The organism is Streptococcus halitosis (genome assembly GCF_003143695.2).
GTDB classification, from domain to species: Bacteria; Bacillota; Bacilli; order Lactobacillales; family Streptococcaceae; genus Streptococcus; species Streptococcus halitosis.
Genome location: NZ_QEMY02000002.1, coordinates 72,444 through 96,018 on the forward strand (window position 1 = coordinate 72,444; position 23,575 = coordinate 96,018).

19 protein-coding genes and 1 riboswitch are annotated in these 23,575 nt (G+C 38.8%); of the genes, 2 read left to right on the forward strand and 17 right to left on the reverse strand.

Going from position 1 to position 23,575, the window contains the following annotated elements; genetic code table 11:
• The 13 genes from DB729_RS06890 to DB729_RS06950 all read right to left on the reverse strand — a co-directional run bounded on the left by DB729_RS06890 (position 1) and on the right by DB729_RS06950 (position 15,812).
• Positions 1 to 687 carry an XRE family transcriptional regulator gene (locus tag DB729_RS06890; RefSeq protein WP_109289876.1) on the reverse strand — a complete coding sequence of 229 codons (687 nt, stop codon included), beginning with the start codon at positions 685 to 687 and terminating at the stop codon, positions 1 to 3.
• Positions 688 to 1,091: 404 nt separating this feature from the next.
• Entirely contained in the window at positions 1,092 to 3,734 is a 2,643-nt protein-coding gene (locus tag DB729_RS06895; RefSeq protein ID WP_109289877.1) for an AAA family ATPase, read from the reverse strand.
• Positions 3,731 to 4,426, reverse strand: coding sequence for an ABC-three component system middle component 1 (locus DB729_RS06900; RefSeq protein WP_109289878.1), 696 nt, complete (start codon positions 4,424 to 4,426; stop codon positions 3,731 to 3,733). Before DB729_RS06900 ends, DB729_RS06895 begins: the two co-directional genes overlap by 4 nt.
• 1 nt (position 4,427) lies before the next feature.
• Positions 4,428 to 5,807 carry an ABC-three component system protein gene (locus DB729_RS06905; RefSeq protein WP_109289879.1) on the reverse strand — a complete coding sequence of 460 codons (1,380 nt, stop codon included), beginning with the start codon at positions 5,805 to 5,807 and terminating at the stop codon, positions 4,428 to 4,430.
• A gap of 623 nt (positions 5,808 to 6,430) precedes the next feature.
• Positions 6,431 to 6,823, reverse strand: a complete 393-nt coding sequence (gene rpsI, locus DB729_RS06910) for a 30S ribosomal protein S9 (protein WP_000075969.1) — start codon at positions 6,821 to 6,823, stop codon at positions 6,431 to 6,433.
• 18 nt (positions 6,824 to 6,841) lie between these two features.
• Complete coding sequence (gene rplM / locus DB729_RS06915) at positions 6,842 to 7,288, reverse strand: 50S ribosomal protein L13 (protein WP_002876943.1); 447 nt, start codon at positions 7,286 to 7,288, stop codon at positions 6,842 to 6,844.
• Positions 7,289 to 7,498: 210 nt separating this feature from the next.
• A complete protein-coding gene (locus DB729_RS06920; RefSeq protein WP_109289880.1) occupies positions 7,499 to 8,698 on the reverse strand; it encodes an ABC transporter permease in 1,200 nt (399 codons plus the stop codon).
• Positions 8,695 to 9,588: an ABC transporter ATP-binding protein gene (locus tag DB729_RS06925; RefSeq protein ID WP_109289881.1), complete on the reverse strand. Its 894-nt coding sequence runs from the start codon at positions 9,586 to 9,588 to the stop codon at positions 8,695 to 8,697. The genes DB729_RS06920 and DB729_RS06925 overlap by 4 nt, the downstream gene beginning before the upstream one ends.
• Positions 9,589 to 9,838: 250 nt before the next feature.
• Positions 9,839 to 12,244 (reverse strand): phenylalanine--tRNA ligase subunit beta, encoded by a 2,406-nt coding sequence (gene pheT / locus DB729_RS06930; RefSeq protein WP_000961539.1) that lies wholly within the window; start codon positions 12,242 to 12,244, stop codon positions 9,839 to 9,841.
• A 129-nt stretch (positions 12,245 to 12,373) separates the two neighbouring features.
• Positions 12,374 to 13,420, reverse strand: coding sequence for a phenylalanine--tRNA ligase subunit alpha (gene pheS / locus DB729_RS06935; protein WP_007519670.1), 1,047 nt, complete (start codon positions 13,418 to 13,420; stop codon positions 12,374 to 12,376).
• A 273-nt stretch (positions 13,421 to 13,693) separates the two neighbouring features.
• A complete protein-coding gene (locus DB729_RS06940; protein ID WP_109289882.1) occupies positions 13,694 to 14,344 on the reverse strand; it encodes a phosphatase PAP2 family protein in 651 nt (216 codons plus the stop codon).
• Positions 14,334 to 14,897: an ECF transporter S component gene (locus DB729_RS06945; RefSeq protein WP_000185817.1), complete on the reverse strand. Its 564-nt coding sequence runs from the start codon at positions 14,895 to 14,897 to the stop codon at positions 14,334 to 14,336. Before DB729_RS06945 ends, DB729_RS06940 begins: the two co-directional genes overlap by 11 nt.
• Before the next feature lie 153 nt (positions 14,898 to 15,050).
• A riboswitch (FMN riboswitch) is annotated at positions 15,051 to 15,268 on the reverse strand.
• A 40-nt stretch (positions 15,269 to 15,308) separates the two neighbouring features.
• Positions 15,309 to 15,812: a tRNA (cytidine(34)-2'-O)-methyltransferase gene (locus DB729_RS06950; protein ID WP_000181354.1), complete on the reverse strand. Its 504-nt coding sequence runs from the start codon at positions 15,810 to 15,812 to the stop codon at positions 15,309 to 15,311.
• A gap of 401 nt (positions 15,813 to 16,213) precedes the next feature.
• Here DB729_RS06950 and trkA point away from each other — a divergent pair, with 401 nt between their 5' ends.
• Entirely contained in the window at positions 16,214 to 17,563 is a 1,350-nt protein-coding gene (gene trkA / locus DB729_RS06960) for a Trk system potassium transporter TrkA (protein WP_109289883.1), read from the forward strand.
• 3 nt (positions 17,564 to 17,566) lie between these two features.
• Entirely contained in the window at positions 17,567 to 19,006 is a 1,440-nt protein-coding gene (locus DB729_RS06965; protein WP_033585524.1) for a TrkH family potassium uptake protein, read from the forward strand.
• 88 nt (positions 19,007 to 19,094) lie between these two features.
• On the opposite strand, the gene DB729_RS06970 is transcribed toward DB729_RS06965, so the two are convergent.
• Genes DB729_RS06970 through DB729_RS06985 form a run of 4 tightly spaced genes read right to left on the reverse strand, consistent with a single transcriptional unit; the run spans position 19,095 to position 23,533 of the window.
• The gene (locus DB729_RS06970; RefSeq protein WP_001291314.1) at positions 19,095 to 20,024 is read right to left on the reverse strand and encodes an ATP-binding cassette domain-containing protein; all 930 of its coding nucleotides are present in this window, start codon (positions 20,022 to 20,024) and stop codon (positions 19,095 to 19,097) included.
• A gap of 10 nt (positions 20,025 to 20,034) precedes the next feature.
• Positions 20,035 to 21,102 carry an ABC transporter ATP-binding protein gene (locus tag DB729_RS06975; RefSeq protein ID WP_000159803.1) on the reverse strand — a complete coding sequence of 356 codons (1,068 nt, stop codon included), beginning with the start codon at positions 21,100 to 21,102 and terminating at the stop codon, positions 20,035 to 20,037.
• 8 nt (positions 21,103 to 21,110) lie between these two features.
• Positions 21,111 to 22,037 carry an oligopeptide ABC transporter permease OppC gene (gene oppC / locus DB729_RS06980; RefSeq protein ID WP_000103693.1) on the reverse strand — a complete coding sequence of 309 codons (927 nt, stop codon included), beginning with the start codon at positions 22,035 to 22,037 and terminating at the stop codon, positions 21,111 to 21,113.
• Positions 22,037 to 23,533 carry an ABC transporter permease gene (locus tag DB729_RS06985; protein ID WP_000759887.1) on the reverse strand — a complete coding sequence of 499 codons (1,497 nt, stop codon included), beginning with the start codon at positions 23,531 to 23,533 and terminating at the stop codon, positions 22,037 to 22,039. Before DB729_RS06985 ends, oppC begins: the two co-directional genes overlap by 1 nt.
• Positions 23,534 to 23,575 lie beyond the last annotated feature (42 nt).

Below are 23,575 nucleotides of genomic sequence, written 5' to 3' on the forward strand. Positions count from 1 at the left end.
CTAACCCTCCATCGGCACAAAATTCCCAACGATAATCCCTACAATCCGAGGATCATCCTCATAGGAGATGAAAATGTCCTTGTATTTTGGATTGATCGATACCAGACGCAAGCCATCTTCCTCCCGATAAACCCGTTTGATATAGGTCTGGTTGTTGCAGACCACTGCATAAACCGCCCCATCATAATCAAATCCTGTTTCCCGGATCAGAGCCACGGATCCATTTTGATATTTAGGTTCCATGGAGTCCCCAGACACCCAGGAAGCAAAATCGTGGGCTAGTTCCTCATTAAAGTAAACCGTATCAAAATTCTGGTCATCGTAGACCGAAGCCCCTATCCCTGCTGACATGCGTTCATAGACACGGTACTCATAGAGGCGCTCTGGCATGGTCGTCACTTTCTGAGTTTGTTCTTCTTTAGCCAGGTTGCGAGCATAGAGCACAACCTTGTCCTTCCCTTGCTTGGAGAGGCTATTGTAAAGACGAACAATCTCAATCTGAGTAAAATAGCCTTTTACCACTTTTAAAATCTTCTCCAGCTGAGCAACCTTCTCCTTGGATGGTTCCTTAATCCCGCGTTCCCAAGCGGAGTAAGCCTGAAAACTAATCCCTAATTCCTCTGCAATTTCCTTCTGTGTCAATTTTAACTCTTTTCTCCGAGCCTTGAGCTTTTCTGGCTGATACATGATTCTCCCCCTAGTGTGATGTTTTATTGAGAATACCTCTCTTAGAAAGACAAATCGACGGTTGAGCTTACACCTCTAAAACTCAACCAATTTGATTTAATTTTATTATATAAAAAAAGTGGACGATTGTCCACTGGGAAAATCAAATTTTAACAGACACAACTGGAGGTTCTGAACAAAAAAACATCCAAGAAAACATTCTTGAATGTCTGGAAAGATTGATATATCCCAGATAATTAATGTTTAGAGAACTGGCTAGCTTTACGATCTTTCTTAAGACCTAATTGGAAACAATTCATTTAAAGTAATTTTAGAATAACTTTATAGCATTATCCACCGTTTTTTACTTTTTCTATCAAAGAATAGAATCAAACTATATCAATTCTTCTTACCACGTATTTTATTTATACTTCATAATCCTCCAATAATATGTTCTTTATATTTTTTAGCCCTACATTTGATATTTCAGAATCTGAAAATAGTTCAAATTTATATTTTATAAACATAGCACTACCATCGTTATGTGTGGACATAATAATTTGATAATCTGATAATGAATGTCTTATTAAATCAATTAAAGCATATACATTCATAGAATCCATATCTTGAATCGGATCATCAATTGATAAAAATTTGAACTCTTTGGAAATCTTAAATGTAGTATTTAGTGCTAAAGTGAAAGCAAATGAAATAACAGCTACTTGTCCAGAACTCAATTGATACATCACATCCTGCTCACTATTGCTATTTGCTATAAACCTGATATTAGAATTATTTTGAGTAGTTAGTAGAACTCCCATTCCTTGTTGGTAATTTTGTAAAATTTTAGCAGTATACATATAGAAGGGAAGCTTCAACTTTCGAATCATCTGTTCTTGGTAAAATTTTATATTATTATTTAATTTCCTAACACGATCCTGAAGATAGGTAATAGTTTGTTCAATTATTTGAAGACGTTTCTCAATTTGGTTAGACATTGTTAAACTTTGTAATTCAAACTGGTTAATAATATACTCTCGTTTTTGATTGATACTTTCTATAGTACAGTTCTCAAAAGTTTTCTCATTAGATGCAAAGTACTTATCAAACAGATTTTGTAAATCTAAACTTTTAGAATTATCAAATACTATTTGTGATTTAAGCTCCTCTAAAAATACTAATAACCCGTCTTTGTTCTCTTCAAATTTATGCAAGGAAATGGGTAAGTGTTCAAAAGAAATTCTAAATTTCCTTATTGATTCTCCAGCTAAAATAGAATATTTCTCTAAAAGTTTTTCAAAATCTACTCTCTTATTTACAACTCTAAGGAAAGTACCATAGACTTCATTTGGAATCAACAGTTTTTCTTGCAATGAACTTATTAACTCTTTTTTCAAAATCTCAAACTTTTGTAGCGAAGTACTTTTATCAACTAACATAGGCGTAATCTCTGAGTTCATTACAACCAAGTTGCTAAAAGACTCAGGAAAATTATAATTACCTATGGATCGTATCACCTCTAAAAAATCATCAGGAAGAACAAAGAGTTTCTCTTGCTTAATTTGAATTTGATTGTATAACTCCATTTTTAATTGATTTAATTCTTCAACTAAATTTGAAACTTCCATTTCAAATTTAGTCAAATTTTTACGCAGTTGATTCGTTGTTTCTTCATAGGCTACCAGTAAATTCTCGCTTTCAATCCAATCATAACCACAAAACACACATTCTGAATTTTTTTTATCAGTATGTTCTTTTAGACGACTTCTTATCTCGAGTAACTTGTTAATCGAATTTGTACCATCATCCAGTTGCTCTTTTTTAATCTTGTAATTTGTTAACTTGGAATCAAACGTTTCAAGCCATACTTGACCAAATTCCCAATTTGGAAAACCGTTTAAAGAATTCTTAATTGTCTCTATATTAAGTTTATCAATTTCGACATCAAGCAGACTCTCTAGAATTTTTCCACGTTTAAACATTCTACTGTCATTTTCCAATGACTCTAGTTGTCCAATATAATTTTTAAGTAAAAAATAGGAATAATTCTTATCATTTGAAATTAAAGTATGATTTTGTTCAATATACTCTATATTTTCCTGATTTTCAAGTATTTCTCTAACTATTAAGTAAATAGTAAAATCTTTATCATCCAGCACCTCTCGCTCAAACTGCTCACTTTGTTTTCTGAGGAAGTAATCCTTTGGAGAAAATGAATTTCGAAATTCTTGTAATTTATCAATTTCTGATAGATATATATTTAAACTTTCATTTGATAATTCATCATCAAAAACAATCGATTTATTGTTAAAAGCAAAGTCAGTATCTGCTCTAAGAGATAATTTAGAATATGGAGTGTTATTCTTAATTGGGGAATTTTTTAGCTTATTCTTTTTTGCTTTTAGTTCCTTTTCACTAGAGGATAAAACACTTCTTAAACGCTCTAATCGATTTTTTCTATTAACATAGTTTCCAATATTTAATAAAAAGTTCAATTGCTCCTTTCTATCTTTCTCCTTTTGCTTCAAATAATAAGCTGTTTCATCCTGTTGAATGTAATGAAACAAATCAAAAGTATCACCTAAGCTGTAATTTTCTGATTCATATCCTAAAAACTGACTAATGTCCTTTTGTATATCTCTTTCACTCGAACCCTCAAAGTCTTCATCAGATTGAAATGAGATTTCTGGACCAACCCGAACTCTTCTTTGAAATTTAGAAAATGAAAACTTTGGTACATTGCGATCCTCAGTATTCATACTACTCTTATAGAGACTAGATACTATCAAAGAATTCCCCTCATCATTTGTCAACATAAGCTCAATGAATGTATCTTCATTAGGATTATTTTGAAAATAAGGAGTACTAAAACTACTTCTACCGTCACTATAATCGGACTCTTCAATTCGACGGATTTTTCCAGTTAATGATAACTCTATTGCGTCAAAAATTGTAGTTTTTCCAAATCCATTTGGTCCAACAAACAAAGTTACATTCTCTTGAAAATCAATAATTCGAGTTCCCTTTATATTTTTAAAGTTTTTTATTAAGATTTTTTTGATTTTCATGGTAATAATTCTCCTATTTGTAGTAAATCAGAAACATTTTCATCATCGGTAGAAATATCTTTTAGTGATTCTGATAAAATCTCATCAGTGTTCTTAGTATAAAAATCCAATAATCTATTATCTAATTCATCTTTATTGTCCTGATACTGATTTTCTATACTTTGATAAATATCATTTCTTTTAGGGAGTGTGAAAAACGGTAATTTTACTCCAATTTCCATCGCCATAAAATACGACTCGCTAAAAAACATATCCTCTTCAAAAGCATCAATATTAAATTCCAAGTAATTATAGAGTGCTTCATTAGTGGCTTTGTCTCGTAAATCCGATAACCCATTTCGAGTGTATAATATTATGAACTTTCTAAAATAATAATAGTCCTCTTCAATCAATAAAATTGATTTTTGAATTTTATCGTCTTCAAATGCTTCCTTCAAATTATCAACTTCTACCAAAATAAACAAAGAGGTATTTTTCTTTATATTCTCGTGCTCAGATATTTTTGACTGTCTTTCAAATTTATCTATTATTTGTGATGTTTTATCATTTTCAAAAAAATCATGCAACTCTTCTTGACTATATTGACTAACTATAAAATACTCTGATTTTAATTGATTAGTATATAAATTAAAATCTGTGTCTACACAATCAAAATGATTATGTTTTAACAAATTTACAATGATGTTTTTCATACTACTCCTCTGAAATTCTTAACTCTTTTTCAAGAGCTGTATCAATTTTAATAAACTCCATATTAGCATTAAAAATACTATTTTTTATACCAGTATCCCATTCTTCTTTATATCGAATATTCTCAGGTACATCTGATAATTCATCAATCCTCGAATCAATAGAAATATCATTTATTGATCTATTAATCAAAAAATCATGATTGAAAGTTGCTTTTAAAAACTCTGAATTATTTATAATTTCTTTAATTATTTTAGCAATCTTGCCAGGTCTATTCTGAATATCTATCAAAGAAACTCTGTAACTTTTATCATTACTATCTAAATAATTATAACCTTCAAATGAAAAACTTTTAGTTTTTTCTAGTAACAGATAAAATATATTTTCTAAAGAAGTAATAGGAAATAACTCCAGAATATTTTCGTCTGATGTTTTATCAGGTAAAATCATCTTTACAAACTTATAAAATTCATCTTTAGACATAGATAGTAATTTTTTTATTATCTTATCCATTTGAATGAAATCATCTTCACAGATATCATCTGCATAACCTTGGTGATACTGCTCCCAGCTATAAATTAACTTATTTTTTAATTCAAATATTTTATCTTTAGGGAATGCATTTTTAATAATTGCAATTATCTCTCCAAAGGATATTTCTGGGAAACCAGATTCACTGTGTGCTGTTCCGATACTATGATCCAATAACGATCCAATATATCTATGATATACTTGTTCAAGATGAGAACTATTCTCTTCTAAAGGATTTTTTTCTATCTTTAAAATTTCTTTAATTTCAGCTATACAATAGTCTTTAATAGTATCATTATTATCATCTTGAGAAAGTGGGCAATAAAATAGATTTTCAGATTGATTATACTCATAAAGTTTGATACAAGAATCATTATCTGTATATTTTGTTCGCCCAGTATATTTTTTCAAATAATCATCCTTTGATAGTTTAAAATCTGGCACATCTACAATCACATGTAAAAATCTGCCGTCACAAGGAACCACCTCTCGTACTGTATTTCCTTTACCATCAAATTCATGAATCTGAAATCCCTTTTTGTCTATTTTTTCCTTTTCATCTTCAAACTTCCTCGTTTGTATATTAAATAAATCTGAGTAATCTTCTCTCTCATTTCCATTAATATATGCTTTCACTTGATGCCTCGACAATACTTGACCGTCATTGCCAATAATATCAAAGTCCTCAGCATTTTCATATCTAATGGTATACCCTTCAAAATTCTCTATTCCGCTTTCAATACACTGTCGTAACTGCCTTAATGCTACTAAAAAGCCAACTTTTCCTTGATGAATATAGCCACTCCAACTTGGGGTTGCATTCCTATTTTGGTCAACTCTCGAACTCGCCATTTAACCTCCTTATGTATACACATTTAAATAACATTAATACCCGAAATCACATAGTTAACATCATTATATAATTTATCAAGCAACTCGTCAACTCAATATCCACACACTATAACACTTACCAAGTATGTACTCTTCATCAAAAAAATTTTTTCTCCTTAATGCATTCTTCTTGTATCATTTATTCCAAAATTTTATTCATCACATATTATTTGATGTATGATAATTACCAATAGTAGTATTGGTATTCTTGTAGCTTCATACTAACTAACTTGAAGAATATTAGAACCTACAAAAAATAGTCAAATAAACTGCTAAATCTGAACACTCTTCAAATAGAACAATTTTATCATTTATCTCAGTAGTGAATCTAAATGATAAACTTGATAATTGATATTTATCAGCTTTTAGCAATAGAATAACTAGTAAATCATACAAATAAAGCATTAATTGAAGACGCTCTTAAAAACTCTATTTTTATATAAAAGATTCTATACAACTCAGTACTGATTTTAAATTTACAAAAATTTCTCTAAAAAATAAGGTTAACTTTTTCAAAAAACATAAAAAAAGCACCCATAAGGTAAACTTTTGAGTGCTTTGAAACGTTGATATAATCGTATTGATTAACGTTTTGAGAATTGTGATGCTTTACGAGCTTTCTTAAGACCTGGTTTCTTACGTTCAACTTTACGTGAGTCACGTGTAAGAAGTCCTGCGCGTTTCAATGAATCGCGGAAGTCTGGATCTACTTGAAGAAGGGCACGAGCGATACCGTGACGGATAGCTCCTGCTTGACCAGCATATCCACCACCTACAACGTTAACGAAAACATCGTATGAACCTACAGTTGAAGTAACTGCGAATGGTTGGTTGATGACCAAACGAAGGTCAGCGTGTGGGATGTACTCTTCAACATCTTTTTTGTTAACAGTGATTTTACCAGTTCCTGGAACAAGGCGAACGCGTGCAACAGCGTTTTTACGACGTCCAGTACCTGCATATTGTGCTTGTGACATACTTTATTGTTCCTTTCCTTAGATAAGTCCTGAAATATCAAGAACTTCTGGTTGTTGTGCAGCGTGAGTGTGCTCAGCTCCAACGAATACTTTCAATTTCATACCTTGAGCGCGGCCAAGAGTATTGTGTGGAAGCATACCTTTAACTGATTTTTCGATCAAACGTACTGCATTTTTAGAACGAAGTTCACCAGCAGAGATTGATTTCAATCCACCTGGGTGGTTTGAGTGAGTGTAGTAGATCTTATCAGTTGCTTTTTTACCAGTCAATTTAACTTTTTCAGCATTGATAACGATTACGAAGTCACCTGTATCAGTGTGTGGTGTGAATGTTGGTTTGTTTTTTCCGCGAAGTACGCTAGCAACAACTGCTGAAAGGCGTCCAAGAGGTACATCAGTTGCGTCAACAACGTACCATTTGCGTTCTACTTGGCCTGGTTTAGCCATGAATGTAGTTTTGTTCATGATTTCTCCTATATGAATATCGTTTTTGTTTACAGGGCGGATGTTCCGGTCCGCGGGGTATTTGAAAGGTTCCGGGGCCTTACAAATGGGGTAAACAATACCGTCTACTATCATACCAAATTTTACTACTAAAAGTCAATAGATATGAAAAATATTTTTGCCGATTTCAGTGTTTAACATCTAGAAAAACCTCGCTTTTGCGAGGCTCTCCTATTTGTAAGCTAAGGCACGTTTAAAGGTTTTCCAGATTCCCAAATCATCCGTTTGAAGGACTAGACTAGCATACATGCGTCCGATAAAGGCTGTTGCAGTTACTGCAAAAACAACCGTTATGGCAAGTGAAATCCAAGCTTCTAGACCACTTGCATACCCATTAATAGCTCTAAATGGCATAAAGAAGGTCGAGATGAAAGGAATATAGGAACCAATTTTCAAAACCAAATTGTCTCCTGCAGCACCTAGAGCAGTCACTCCAACGAATCCTGCGATAATCAAGATCATCAGTGGCGACAAGGCCTTTCCTGAATCCTCAGGACGAGAAACCATAGAACCTAGAAAGGCTGCCAAAACAACATACATAAAGAGACTAACCAAGACAAACAATAAGGTATTGAGCGAGAAGGCATCTCCTAGATGATTTAAAATACCAGATTGAGCCAAGATTGGTAGGTCTTTAAAGAGCAGAATCGCAGCCAGACCACCCACGACGTAAATGCCAATATGGGTCAAAATCACAAGGAGCAGAGCCAGCATGCGAGCGTAGAAATAATGGCTAGCTTGAATACTAGAGAAGACCACCTCCATGATTTTGGTTCCTTTCTCGCTAGCCACTTCCTGAGCAGTGACACTAGCATAAGTAATCAAGATCATATAAAGGAAGAAACCAAGCCCCGCAGCCGCAATGGTTTGGACCATCTTTTTATTTTCTTTGGATTCATCAATCTTCTCAGTAAAGTCAACAGTTTGAGCCAAGCGTTTTTCCTGTTCTTGAGACAAATTGGCTGCCGAACGATTGAGTTGGTATTGCAGTTCATTTAGCTTATTGGTTACTGCTAGTTTGATACCTGTTTCAAGAGAAGTTTCACCATGATAGACGGCCTTGAGGACGCTGTCCTCTTGATCAATAGTTAGATAACCCTTGATTTTCTCATCCTTGATAGCAGCTTGGGCACTGGCTTCATCCTTATAATCAAAGTTGATACCATTGGTACCCTTGAGCCCTTCTTCCACAGATGGCACAGTTGTTACTACTGCTATCTTACTATTCTTGGCCATAGAAGACCCTTGGAGATAGCCGATTCCTACAGATAAGGCTAAAAAGAGGAACGGCGAAATCACCATAAAGAAGAAACTCCACGACTTGACATGTCGAAGATAGGTTTCCTTCATTACAACCCACATATTTCTCATACTTCCACCCCTGATTCTAGTTTAAAGATTTCATCGATTGTTGGAGCTTGTTGGTCAAAGGTCGCGATATATTGACCTTGAGTGAGGATGGTGAAGAGTTCCCTTCCAGCGTCCTCATCATCCAGGATTAATTTCCAACTGCCTTGCTTAGTCAAGCTCACCTGTTTGACGTGAGGAAGTTTTTCCAGTTCTTCCTTGCTTTGTTCACTTGAAACGAAAAGACGTGTTTTCCCATATTGATTACGGACATCCTGAACAGGTCCATGCAAGACCACACGCCCATCTCGAATCATCAGAATATCATCGCAAAGTTCCTCAACATTGGTCATGACATGGTCAGAAAAGATAATGGTTGCACCACGCTCTTTTTCTTTTAAGATGACCTGCTTGAGCAACTCAGTATTGACTGGATCCAGTCCACTAAAAGGCTCATCCAAGATAATCAAGTCAGGCTCATGGATCAGTGTGATAATCAGCTGAATTTTCTGTTGATTCCCTTTGGAGAGGCTCTTGATTTTATCAGTCAATTTGCCCTTCACTTCCAATTTTTCCATCCATTGAGGGAGTTTTTCCTTGACTTCCTTAGCATCCATGCCTTTTAGAGTCGCCAAGTAGCGAACTTGCTCAAGGACTGTCAGCTTGGGCATAAGGCTGCGTTCCTCAGGCAGATAACCAATCCGAGCATAGGTTTCCTGACGAATCTCCTGTCCATCCAGACTGATCTCTCCTTGATACTCTAAAAATTTCAACATACTGTGGAAAATCGTTGTTTTCCCAGCACCATTCTTCCCGACCAAGCCCAGAATCCTTCCTGGACTTGCCTGAAAATCGACACCAAACAAGACTTGCTTGGGACCGAAACTTTTCTCTAGATTTCTTACTTCTAACATTTTCCACCTCCGAGATATGTTGCACTTATTATACTCCTTTTTGATAGCCTTTACAACGATTTATGTCCATTTTATCGGATTATAAGTAGCAAAAGTATCCTATCTCTAATAAATTTAAGTGCTTCAGCGATAGCTTTAGTATAACTCATTAAAGACTTTCTGAGATGGCTTCCTCCTCAACTATCGCTTTTCTCTTCTGAACTGTCCTTTTGAAACTAAAAATCCACCCCGAGGGATGGATTTTAGACTATTAACGCACTTCTGCATTCACTTTTTCTTCGAGTGATGCTTGGATTTTTTCCATATAGCGTGCGACTTCTTCGTCTGTTAAGCTATCTTCTGGATTTTGGAAGGTCAAGCTATAGGCCATTGACTTCATGCCAACTCCCAGTTTTTCGCCTGAGAAGACGTCAAAGAGTTTGATATCTGTCAAACGTTTCACGCCTGCAGCTTGGATAGCGTCTACAACTTCTTGATGAGTGACTTCTGCCTTGAGGAGTAGAGCCATGTCACGACTGACTGCTGGGAATTTAGTGATTTCTACAAATGGAGCAGCTGGTTGAAGGGCAGCTTCGATGCCTGAAAGGTTGAGCTCAGCTACATACGTTTCTGGAATATCGTAGGCCTTGGCAGTGACTGGATGCACTTGGCCAAGGAAACCAAGAACTTGGTCGCCGAGTGAAATCACGGCTGTACGTCCTGGATGGAGACTTGCAATCTCAGCTGTTGCTGTATAAGTCACTTCTAGTCCCAAGCGAGTAAAGAGCGCTTCAAGGATTCCCTTAGCATAGAAGAAATCAACTGGAACTGCTGCTGTTTGGAAGTCTTTTTCTGCAACCAAGCCTGTCAAAGCAAGGGCAAAGCTGTTGATTTCGTTTGGTAGGTCTTCTTTCGGATTGCCTGTTTGTTCAAAGACTTTTCCAATCTCATAAAGAGCCAAGTTTTTGTTCTTACGAGCCACGTTGTAGGCCACTGTATCAAGAATACCTGAGACCATATTTTGACGGAGAACGGAACGGTCCACTGTCATTGGCCACATGAGTTCTGTAAGGTTACTTGGTTGAGCTGTAAACTCAACTGCTTTTTCAGGAGTTGTCAGAGCGTAGGTGATAATTTCTGTCAAACCTGCTCCTTCAGCGATGGTACGAACTTGGCGACGCAATTTTTGTGTCGCAGTCAATTCACCAGCTGTACCGTCATCTTTTGGAAGACTAGTTGGCAAGCGATCATAACCATAGATACGGGCGATTTCTTCAAAGAGGTCAGCTTCGATAGTGATATCCCAACGACGACGGGGTACGCTGACTGTAAAGCTTTCTGCATTGCCAGAAAGGCCAAAGCCAAGACGACGGAAGACATCTTCCACATCAGCATAGGAAAGCTCCGTACCAAGGACGCGGTTAACGTCTGCAAGGGTTGAAGAAACTTCCACATCTGAAGTGTCAAGCTCCCCCGCTGAAACGATGCCCTTACGCACCGTCGCACCTGCAAGATCAGCAATCATGCTAGCCGCCGCATCAAGGGCTTCATTAACAGTTGCCACATTGATGCCTTTTTCAAAGCGAGAAGACGACTCAGAACGAAGGTTGAGGTGTCCGCTAGTCTTGCGGATCGATTTGCCATTGAAAACAGCTGCTTCAAGGACAACACGACTAGAATTTTCAGAGATTTCTGTTGCTTGACCACCCATGACACCTGCAAGGGCTACTGGCTTGTCTGCGACAGTGATGACTAAGTCATTTGCTTCCAAGTCACGCTCTTCACCGTCCAAGGTCACCAATTTTTCACCAGCACGCGCTTCACGCACACGGATGTCGGTCCCTTCAAAAGTATCCAAGTCAAAGGCATGCATCGGTTGACCAAAGTAAAGCAGGATGTAGTTGGTTACGTCTACGACATTGTTAATTGGACGGATACCTTCGTTCATAAGGAGGTTTTGCAACCATTGTGGACTTGGTGCGATGGTCACATTATCCAAGATACGGGCCGCATAGTAAGGCGCCTTGTCTGTCTCAATGCCTACAGAAAGGGCGTCTGCTGCAGCTTCATTTGTTTCTGTTAAACTGAATTCTTTAAAGTTGACTGCATTGTCATAGATGGCTGCCACTTCATGAGCCACCCCACGCATAGATAGAGCGTCTGCACGGTTTGGTGTGATAGAAAGTTCGATGATTTCATCATCTAAGTCTAGATATGAGAAGACTTCCTCACCTGGTACTGCATCTTGAGGCAAGATTTGAATACCATCTGCGAATTCCTTCGGTACGACCGAGTCAGAAATTCCCAGTTCACCAAGTGAACAGATCATTCCAAGTGACTCCAAACCACGGATTTTCCCTTTTTTGATTTTGTAATTGTCCGCGATACGAGCTCCTGGAAGAGCTACCATGACCTTGATTCCAGCACGTACATTCGGTGCACCACAAACGATCTGACGGGCTTCTTCTTCGCCAACGTTAACCTGACAGACATGCAAGTGTGTTTCTGGCACATCTTCGCAAGACAAGACCTCACCGACGACAATTTTTGAGAGACCGGCAGCCGGTGATTCGACACCTTCGACCTCAATCCCTGTAGTTGACATTTTCTCAGCCAACTCTTGTGATGGCACATCAATGTCCACCAATTCTTTTAACCATTTATAAGATACAAGCATAATTCTGATTGTAAGATCTCACCGAATAAGACCTTTTCAATTCCTTTCTTTTTCTTCGAGTCAGTCCTCACCATTCTCATCAAGAGAAAATAACTAGGACTGTATAGGACTGTGTTTTAGGTTTCAATCTTATTTAAACTGTTCTGAGAAGCGGACATCTCCTTGATAGAATCCGCGGATATCGTTGATTCCGTAACGGAGCATAGCGACACGCTCTTGTCCAAGACCAAAGGCAAAGCCAGAGTAAACAGTCGCATCGATTCCACTCATTTCAAGGACACGTGGGTGAACCATACCGGCACCCATAATCTCAATCCAACCTGTTTTCTTACATACGTTACAGCCTTCTCCACCACACTTGAAGCAAGAAACATCCACTTCAACAGATGGCTCTGTGAATGGGAAATACGATGGACGCAAACGAATTTGGCGCTCTTCACCAAACATTTTTTGCACAATCAACTGAAGGGTTCCTTGAAGATCTGCCATAGAGATGTTTTTCCCAACAACCAAGCCTTCGATTTGGTGGAATTGGTGACTGTGGGTCGCATCGTCCGTATCACGACGGAATACACGCCCCGGTGAGATCATCTTCAAAGGACCTTTTGAAAAATCATGAGCATCCATAGCACGTGCCTGAACTGGAGACGTGTGAGTACGAAGCAAGATTTCTTCTGTGATGTAGAAAGTATCCTGCATATCGCGAGCTGGGTGATCTTTTGGAAGGTTCATACGCTCGAAGTTGTAATAGTCTTGCTCCACTTCAAAACCATCCACGACTTGGTAACCCATCCCAATGAAAATATCTTCGATTTCTTCACTGGTTTGTGTCAAAACGTGACGGTGACCAGTCGCAACTGGGCGACCTGGAAGGGTCACATCGATGCTCTCACTTGCTAGTTGAGCTGCGACTTTCTTTTCTTCCAAGAGCTTAGCTGTTTCTTCAAAGGCCGCTGTCAAGACATCACGCGCTTCATTGACGTGTTTCCCGATGACAGGGCGCATTTCAGCCGATACATCCTTCATCCCTTTGAGAATTTCAGTAAGCGACCCTTTTTTACCAAGGACAGAGACACGCAAGTCTTGCATCTCTTTTTCATTTTCAGCAGTAATCTGCTTCAAGCTAGCCAGTGTTTCTTCGCGAAGCGCTTTTAATTGTTCTTCAATAGTTGACATAATTCCTCCATCAGTCACTTATCAGATAAAAAGAAAACCACATGCCAAAAACTCCACTCGGAGCGTTGACACGCGGTACCATCCGTTTTCATCTGACAAGTCAGACCTTCATTTCTAAATCCATGCGCAAGTGAATTCACCCAGCTTTCATATAGAGAGCTTGCAGTCACGGCTCTCCTCCCTGATATACTTCCCTTGAGTTACTAGTCTTGCGGATTCCTATTCAATTACTACTTAGTTTATCAGATTTTTACCATTCTTGCAAGACCTATCTCACTTCTGCTTGCCTTTAAATCGCCATTGGAAGCGAAGCTTGTCATAGAAAGGAAATTCGATAAACAAGACTCCCAAGCCCACACAGAAACTGGCAAGAACATCTGATGGGTAGTGAACTCCCAGATAGACCCGAGATAGCAACACACTGACTAGGTAGAAGCCAAGGACGATTTGCACGATTTTTCTCCAAACCGGATCTTTAATCCGTTGACTGAGAATGACAATCAGAGTCCCTACCATCAGAGTCACTGCCAGAGAATGGCCACTTGGAAAAGAAAATCCCTTCTCCTCTACCAAGTGTAAAATAGCTGGCCGTGGGCGCTGGTAGATATTTTTAAAGGACACGATTAAAAGACCAGCTATTGCTAGATTTCCCGCCATGAAGAAGCTTTCTAACTTCCACTGCTTACGATAAAAGATAAAGGCTGCGATGGCAACCCAGGTGATAATCACCGGGATATCAATCAAATGCGTAAGGGCACGGAACAGAACTGTCAAATAATTTGGCAAGTCTCCACGAAGGGCAGTCTGAATCGGTTGATCAAAACCGACCAACGTTTCAGGATAGAATTTAACCATATAGCCAAGAAGGACGAAAAGTAAAAGGGCAAAACTGCCCTTCATTAAAAATGTTTGTTTATCTCTCATAATATTTTAAGGTTGGTTTTAAGAGGACATACAGCAACCAGAATGAAACGGCAAAGATTACACCCTCAATCAAGTTAAAAGGTAAAACCATGGTCATTAGGTAGTTGGAAAGTCCCAAAATTTTTCCAATATCAAAGTTGGCAAACTGCGCGTACAAAGGAACCGCATAAACATAGTTGAGAACCAACATAGCAGCAGTCAATCCAATAGTTCCCGCTAGAGATGCTAGTAGGAAACGAAGAGTGCTACGTTCCTTTTTCCAAATCAAACCAAAGGCGATAACAAAAACTCCCAAGGCTACGATATTCATTGGCAAACCAATGTAGGTATTCACGCCCTGGCTATTCAGAAGCAACTTCAAGAGTGAGCGAAGCAAGAGGATTCCTAGTGCAGCTGGCAAATCCATCACCACCAAGCCCACAAGGACTGGCAAGATACTAAACTCGATCTTGAGGAAGGCCGCCGCTGGCAAGAGCGGAAAGTCAAAGTACATCAGCACAAATGAAATGGCTGATAAAATCGCAATGGTCGAAAGTCGACGTGTGTTTGTCATAACAGGTTCCTCCAATTTTCTATAAAATCAGAAGAAGTTGGAAAGGATCCCTCTATCTATTCTCACTTTTTATATCCCAAAAGCTCCCTCTCACTCTTTTGAGCAAGCGGTTGCAATTCATCTATAAACTCATCAGAACAGACAAAGCTATTCTTTCGTCTTCTCCCATCCAGACTATACTGTCGGTTGTGGAATCGCACCACATCAGCTTGCGCTCGCGGACTTCTTTAACTAAGATATTTTGGATTAATCTAGGCGTCGCAGTCGAAGATAATACTTGAGTATATCGAGACAAGACAACGAAGAGTAAGCCAAAATAGCTAGTTAAAGTCACCGCCGGTCGGGAATCTCACCCAGCCCTGAAGACCCTTTAATCATAACAAAAAACGCTTGCAAGTGCAAGCATTTTGATTATTTCAATTTATCTGCTTCATAGGTGTGAACAAGATCAAGACCTGCAAAATTCTGCTGGCGAAGAGCCTCATATACAATCATGCAGACGGTATTCGAAACATTGAGACTGCGGACGTGTTCATCGTTCATAGGAATACGGAGTGCTTTCTCAGGATGTTCTCGCATAAAGTCCTCAGGCAAGCCCTTGTCTTCACGTCCAAAGAGAAAATAATGGTCCTCGTCAGTCGATAAATCTACCTCAGAATACACCTTCTCAGCAAATTTCGAAATCAGATAGAGTTTTCCCTTCATCTGAGACATGAAATCTTCCAAGCTGTCATAAAAATAAATATCTAACTTATCCCAATAATCTAATCCAGCTCGCTTCATCTTGCGATCATCAATAGGAAATCCCATCGGTTTGATGATGTGAAGGGGAGAATTGGTCGCAGCGCAAGTACGCGCAATGTTACCTGTATTTTGTGGAATCTGAGGTTCAAATAAAACAATGTGATTTGTCATAATTGGCTTCCTTTTATCATTGCAAAAAAATAGCCACACTGCCCGGAGTCAAGCTCAGCAAACAGCGTGGTTAAGGCGTCGTTAACTTACCTCACAACAGGTTTGAAGTAAATCAGCGAAACTACTTTCTTAGTATAACACTTTCAGAACCAATGTCAATAGAAATGACTTGATTTTTTTATTTTTTTGATAATATTTCCATACTTAGTCATTCTTTTTCTGAGAAAGGATATTAAATGAGCGAAATCATTTCATATGATAGACATTTCTATGAAAGGTGACCGATTTTATCTTTAAACACTTAAAAAAAGGCTTTTCTTATCCTCTAAAATGCCTTGGCAAGTGCATTTTTTGCGAAAAAAGGGTATGATAGTTACATCATGAAAAAGTAGGGTTTTTATATGAAAATTGTCCTTGTTGGTGGAGGGAAAGTCGGTTTCGCCCTCTGTCGTTCACTGGTTGCAGAAAAACACGACGTTGTCCTCATCGAACAAGATGAGGCTGTTCTCAATCATATTGTCAGTCGCTTTGATATCATGGGACTCCTTGGAAATGGAGCAGACTTTGCTATCTTAGAGCAAGCCGGCGTTCAAGAGTGTGATATCTTTATCGCTCTAACGGAACACGATGAAGTGAATATGATTTCAGCAGTACTTGCTAAAAAAATGGGCGCTAAAGAGACTATCGTTCGAGTGCGAAATCCTGAATACTCCAATACCTATTTCAAAGAGAAAAATATTCTTGGATTCTCACTTATCGTTAACCCAGAACTCCTAGCCGCCCGTGCTATCTCAAATATCATTGATTTTCCGAATGCACTCTCAGTTGAGCGGTTCTCAGGGGGAAGGGTCAACCTGATGGAGTTTGTTGTCAAAGATTCCAGTGGTCTCTGTCAAATGCCAATCTCAGATTTTCGTAAAAAATTTGGCAATATCATTGTCTGCGCTATGGAACGAGACCATCAACTTATGATTCCGAGCGGTGATATCACCATTCAGGATAGAGATAGAATTTTTGTTACTGGGAATCGTGTGGATATGATGCTTTTCCATAACTATTTCAAATCACGTACAGTGAAAAGCTTGCTCATCGTTGGTGCTGGAAAAATTGCTTATTACCTACTTGACATTTTAAAAGATAGCCGTATTGACACTAAAGTTATCGAGATTAATCCTGAGAGAGCTCGTCTCTTCAGTGAAAAATTTCCAAATCTCTATATCGTACAGGGAGATGGAACTGCCAAAGATATCTTGCTTGAGGAAAGTGCCCCCAACTATGATGCAGTTGCAACTTTGACTGGGGTTGATGAGGAAAACATCATTACCTCTATGTTCTTAGACCGTGTTGGTGTCCATAAGAATATCACCAAGGTGAATCGAACTAGCCTTTTAGAGATTATCCATGCACCTGATTTTTCAAGTATCATCACACCAAAAAGCATCGCAGTGGATACCATTATGCACTTTATCCGTGGTCGAGTGAACGCTCAGTACTCAGACCTTCAAGCCATGCACCATCTAGCAAACGGTCAAATTGAAACTCTTCAATTCCAAATCAAGGAAGCTAATAAAATGACTGCCAAACCTCTTTCACAGTTGAAATTGAAAAAAGGGGTTCTCATCGCAGCCATTATCCGAAAAGGAAAAACAATCTTCCCTACTGGAGAGGATAGACTTGAGGTAGGAGATCAGTTACTCGTGACGACCTTATTGACAAATATCACCAAGATTTATGATCTGATTGAGAGGTAAAAGATGAATAAAAGTATGATTCGTTACCTCCTCTCAAAACTTCTCTTGATTGAGGCGGTTCTCCTCCTAGTGCCTGTTAGTGTAGCAATCTATTACCAAGAATCCAGCCAAGTATTTACAGCTCTCTTTACAACAATTGGAATTTTAATACTTCTTGGTAGCTTGGGAATTTTACGGAAACCCAAAAATCAGCGAATTTATACTAAGGAGGGAGTCTTAATCGTCGCCCTCTGTTGGATTCTATGGTCTTTCTTTGGAGCGCTTCCCTTTGTCTTTTCAGGACAAATCCCAAGTGTCATCGATGCCTTGTTTGAAATCAGTTCTGGTTTTACAACTACAGGAGCAACCATTCTGACAGATGTCTCCGTTCTCAGCCGTTCCCTCCTCTTCTGGCGAAGTTTTACTCACTTGATTGGAGGGATGGGGGTACTCGTCTTCGCGCTTGCCATTATGGACAATGCCAAGAATAGTCATTTAGAGGTGATGAAGGCTGAGGTCCCTGGGCCTGTCTTCGGTAAGGTTGTATCCAAACTAAAAAATACTGCCCAGATCCTCTATCTGCTTTACTTAGGGCTCTTCTCACTTTTTGTAGTCATCTACTATCTAGCTGGTATGCCTCTATTTGATAGCTTTGTCATCGCTATGGGAACGGCAGGAACCGGAGGCTTCACCGTCTATAACGACGGGATTGCCCACTACGGCAGCTCACTCATCACCTATCTAGTTAGTATCGGAGTTCTGGTTTTTGGGGTTAACTTCAATCTCTACTACTACCTCATGCTCCGTCGAGTTAAGGCTTTCTTTGGTGATGAAGAACTTCGCACGTATGTAATCATTGTCCTAGTTTCTACCGGCTTGATTACGCTCAATACGCTCCATCTCTACCAAGGTGTCTCTAAGAGCTTTGAAATGGCCCTCTTCCAGGTGTCCAATATCATCACAACAACTGGTTTTGGTTATGGAGATATTACCAACTGGCCCCTCTTCTCCCAATTTATCCTCCTCTTCCTCATGGGAATCGGCGGCTCTGCTGGATCAACCGCAGGTGGACTCAAAGTTATCAGAGGGCTCATCCTTTCAAAAATTGCAAAAAATCAGATCTTGTCCATCTTATCTCCTCATCGCGTATTGACTCTACATGTCAATAAAACTGTGATTGATAAGGATACTCAGCACAAGGTCCTAAAATATTTTGTCATTTATGTGATGATTTTACTGTCACTTATCTTCATTGTCAGTCTAGATAACAATGATTTTCTAGTTGTGACCAGTGCTGTCTTCAGTTGTTTCAATAACATCGGACCTATTCTAGGTACAACTTCTAGTTTTGCCATCTTTAGTCCCATCTCTAAAATACTTCTCTCATTTGCAATGATTGCAGGTCGTCTAGAGATTTATCCCATTTTGCTTCTCTTTATGAAACGTACCTGGTCCAAACGCTAATTATAATACAACTCCCCCTTTACTAGCTAGTAAAGGGGGAGTTTTTCTATTAAAAATGAGAAGACCTTTCGGTCCTCTCCTAATCTGTTTATTTTTTAAGTGCTTCTTTGTAGCGAGCAACTTCCGCTTGATTAGCCCAAACATAGTGACCTGGACGAATTTCCACCATAGATGGTTTGTCTGTCTCATAGTCATGTTGGCTAGGATCATAGACTTTCAAGACCTTCTTACGTTCCAAGATTGGATCTGGAATCGGTACAGCAGATAGAAGTGCTTGAGTGTACGGATGAACAGGATTGTTAAACAACTCCTCTGTCTCCGCTACTTCAACGATAACACCCTTATAGATAACTGCGATACGATCTGAGATAAAGCGAACAACTGACAAGTCATGCGCAATAAAGAGATAGGTCAAGCCCAATTCTTTTTGAAACTTCTTGAGCAAGTTCAAGACTTGCGCACGAACAGACACGTCCAAGGCTGAAATCGGCTCATCCGCAATAACAAAATCAGGTTCCATCACAAGAGCACGGGCAATCCCAATACGTTGACGTTGACCACCAGAAAACTCGTGTGGGTAACGAGTCAAGTGCTCTTTCAAAAGACCAACTTCATGAATCATCTTTTGAACTTTTTCTTTTCGCTCTTCTTCATCTTTGAATAAGTGGTAGTTGTAAAGACCTTCAGAGATGATATAGTCAACTGTCGCACGTTCATTTAAACTGGCCGCAGGGTCTTGGAAAATCATCTGGATACGGCGGATCAACTCTGAAGATTCCTTATGAGATTTTTTCCCATTGATCTTATGACCGTCAAAGATGATTTCACCTTTACTAGTATTATTCAAACCAATAATGGCACGACCAATCGTCGTTTTCCCACTACCAGATTCACCAACGAGAGAGAAAGTTTCTCCCTTGTTGATAAAGAAGTTAGCGTTTTTAACGGCAACAAACTTCTTACTTCCTTCACCGAAGGAAATTTCTAAATCTTTAATTTCTACTAATTTTTCAGACATTTCCTTCCTCCTAGTCTTCTAGATGAGCAAAGCCCATTTTATCACGAATTTTATCATGTAAATCTGCGATGATTTCTGGTTTTTCAACCTTAGGAGCATTCTCATGAAGCAACCAAGTCTTAGCCCAGTGAGTATCAGTGACTGAAAACTGAGGTGCTTTCTGTTCAAAGTCAATTTGCATCGCATAATCTGAACGAAGGGCAAAGGCATCACCTTTCAACTCCGTATAAAGAGACGGCGGTGTTCCTGGGATAGAGTACAATTCCCCTTTATCATCAGCGAGCTGTGGCAAGCTAGACAAGAGACTCCAAGTATATGGATGACGTGGGTCGTAGAAGACTTCCTCAACAGTACCATATTCTACAATTTCACCAGCATACATAACCGCTACCTTGTCCGCAATACTTGCTACCACACCAAGGTCATGGGTGATAAAGATAATGGTGAAGTGGTACTCATTTTGCAAAGTTTTAAGCAAATCAATGATTTGCGCTTGAATGGTTACGTCAAGGGCCGTTGTTGGCTCATCACAGATCAAGATATCTGGACGACACGCAAGGGCAATGGCAATAACGATACGTTGGCGCATCCCTCCAGAATATTGGAAAGGATACTCGTCAAAACGTTTTTCAGCGTCTGGAATTCCGACCTTGTTCATATAGTCGATTGCCATTTCTTTGGCTTCCTTAGCTGTTTTCCCTTGGTGTTTAACGATAACTTCTGTGATTTGGCTACCGATTGTATTGATTGGGTCCAAACTTGTCATTGGGTCTTGGAAGATGGTCGCAATTTTAGCACCACGGATTTTCTCCCATTCTTTGTTCGAAGTCAAGGCTGTCAAGTCTTGTCCACGATAGTCGATGCTTCCTTGGGCAATGCGTCCATTATCTTCTAACATCCCTGTAAAGGTTTTTGTTAATACAGATTTACCAGAACCAGACTCACCTACCAAGGCAAGAACTTCTCCTTCAATCAGTTCTAGAGAAACGCCTCTGATAGCTGTTAGAACTTTGTCACGAACGTCAAATTCCACGACGATATCGCGAGCAGTCAAAATTACATTACTTTCTTTTGTCATGTCTACTCCTATCTATGTGTACGTGGATCACTAGCATCCGCTAAGTTCTGACCAACAACGAATAGAGATAGGGATACCAAAATCAAGGTTGTCAATGGAATCCAGAACAAGTACGCGTTGGTCGTAACGTTTTGTGAGTAATCTGAGATCAAACGTCCCAAACTTGGCACTGTTACAGGCAATCCCAATCCAAAGAAAGAAAGGAATGCCTCATAAGAGATAAAGCTTGGCAACATCAAGGTCATCGTAGAAACAATAACAGATACCAATTGTGGCATGATGTTTTTCACGATAATCTTAAAGGTTGGTGTTCCAAGTGTTTGAGAAGCAAGGTTGTATTCCAAGTCACGGTAACGCATGATTTGAATACGAATTGAATAAGCAATACCGATCCAAGTCGTCACACTCATAGCGAAGATCAAATTCCAGAAACCAGCACCAATTGAGTAAGTCAAGACGATAACAATCAAGAGAGATGGAATGTTTGAAATAATGTTATAAACTTCCATCATGACGCGGTCAACAGATTTGGAAATCCCCCAAATTCCACCAACAATCACCCCGATCACAAGGTTGATAAAAGTAGCAATTACAGAAATGAGGATAGAATTACGCGCACCAAACCAAACGCCATCAAACAAGGATTTACCATTGCTATCCGTACCAAACCAGTGTTCGGCATTGGGCTTAATAAAACGAGCGCTAAAATCATTAACCTTACTTACATCGTTAAAGTCAAAGTCTGAAAACATCGGATAGATAAAACTCATCAAAATAATAGCTACCAATATTCCCAACATAATGACTGTTGATTTTTTCTTTAAAAACTGTCTAAATACAGAACCCCAGTATGAATAGGCAGGAGCATCAATCGTTTCAGAGGCAAAATCATCACGTTTTACGAACTGAAATTTTTCTTTATCAATTGTTGACATTATTTGCCTCCTTTCTCTGTCAATTTAATACGTGGGTCAAGCATAGTCATCCAGATATCTCCTACAAAGAGTGAGAAGATAGAAATACATGTAAAGATGAAGACGAGACCAACTACCATTGAGTTATTTGATGCCTTAACAGAGTCAATCAACATTTTACCCATACCTGGGAAGGCGAAGACTGTTTCTGTCAATGTTGCACCACCAATAACCCCGATTACGGCACCTGGAATACCTGAAACCAAAGGAACCATGGCATTTTTAAAGACGTGTTTATTTGAAATTTCTTTTTCAGATAAACCTTTTGCACGAGCAAAACGGACAAAGTCCTGAGATTGCAAGTCAATCATGTAACGACGAATCCAGATTGCTGTACTTGGTGCTCCCAGCAAACCTAGAATGACTGCTGGCAAGACATAGGAACGCCAATCTCCAGCACCTAGGATAGGGAATGAGTCTGGAAGACCAATAGATGAGCCAATCAAACGCACGATATAAACCAAGGCAATCGTTGGAAGGGCAAGCAAGAAGGTTAGAACACCTGTTGAGAAGCTATCAATCCAAGTATTCTTGTGGCGAGCCATAGCAGATCCAAGAGGAATCGCAATAGCATAAGAAATAATCAAACCAATCAAACCAGCAACAGCTGAACTTGCAATCATAGATGGATATTGGTAGTTACTTTCTGTAGCTGTATATGGATCGTCTTTACCATAGTTAGCTATTTCACGCGCATCTGCTTGACTTGGAGATTTGTAGGTACGAGAGTAAATATCTACAGACGAAGTCTTTTTACCAGTAGGGAATTGAACTTCTGATGTCTTAGTTTGTCCTTGACCTTGTGTGATAACTTGAAGCACTGGCGTGTTCGCATAAGTTGGGTAAGAGTCACCCAAGTTAATGTTCACAAAGTTTTGGTGTACAAACGGGAATTGATTGTTGAAATACAAAAGGTATTTATGTTTGGTACCTGAACCAACCAATGACCAACCGATAGCAGGGTCATTTTCAAAACGAAGATAACGTTCCAAGTTTGGATTTTCAGGGTCTTGAATCTTGTTTGTATGATCAATATCAAGTAAGTTCGCATAGAATTTGAAAACACGTTCAAAAATTGGAATTTCACGCGTAGCATAGAACTGACCACTCTCTGAAAAGACACCTAACGTCCAACCATTACCGAGTTGGTTGATGTATTTTTCGTAGATTGCCTTATTGGTGTCATTGGCATCTACTGTTACAGATGAGTCCATTGTGCTAGCTTTTTCTTGCAACTCCTTGGTATCGTAATACTCAATATAGCCCATACGTTCATAAACGGTATTCTCATAATTATCCCGCTTATCTGGAGTCGTTGCAATCTTGTTGTAGTTGGTATCCTGCTTGAAAATCAGTTTTCGAGGAACCATCGTATAGATAATCGTGTAGGTCAAGGTTGTCACCAAGAAAATAGACAACAATGAGCGCAAGACACGCATAAAAATATATTTTTTCATATCGTTTCCTTTTAAAATCCCAAAAGAACCTTCTCCTCATGG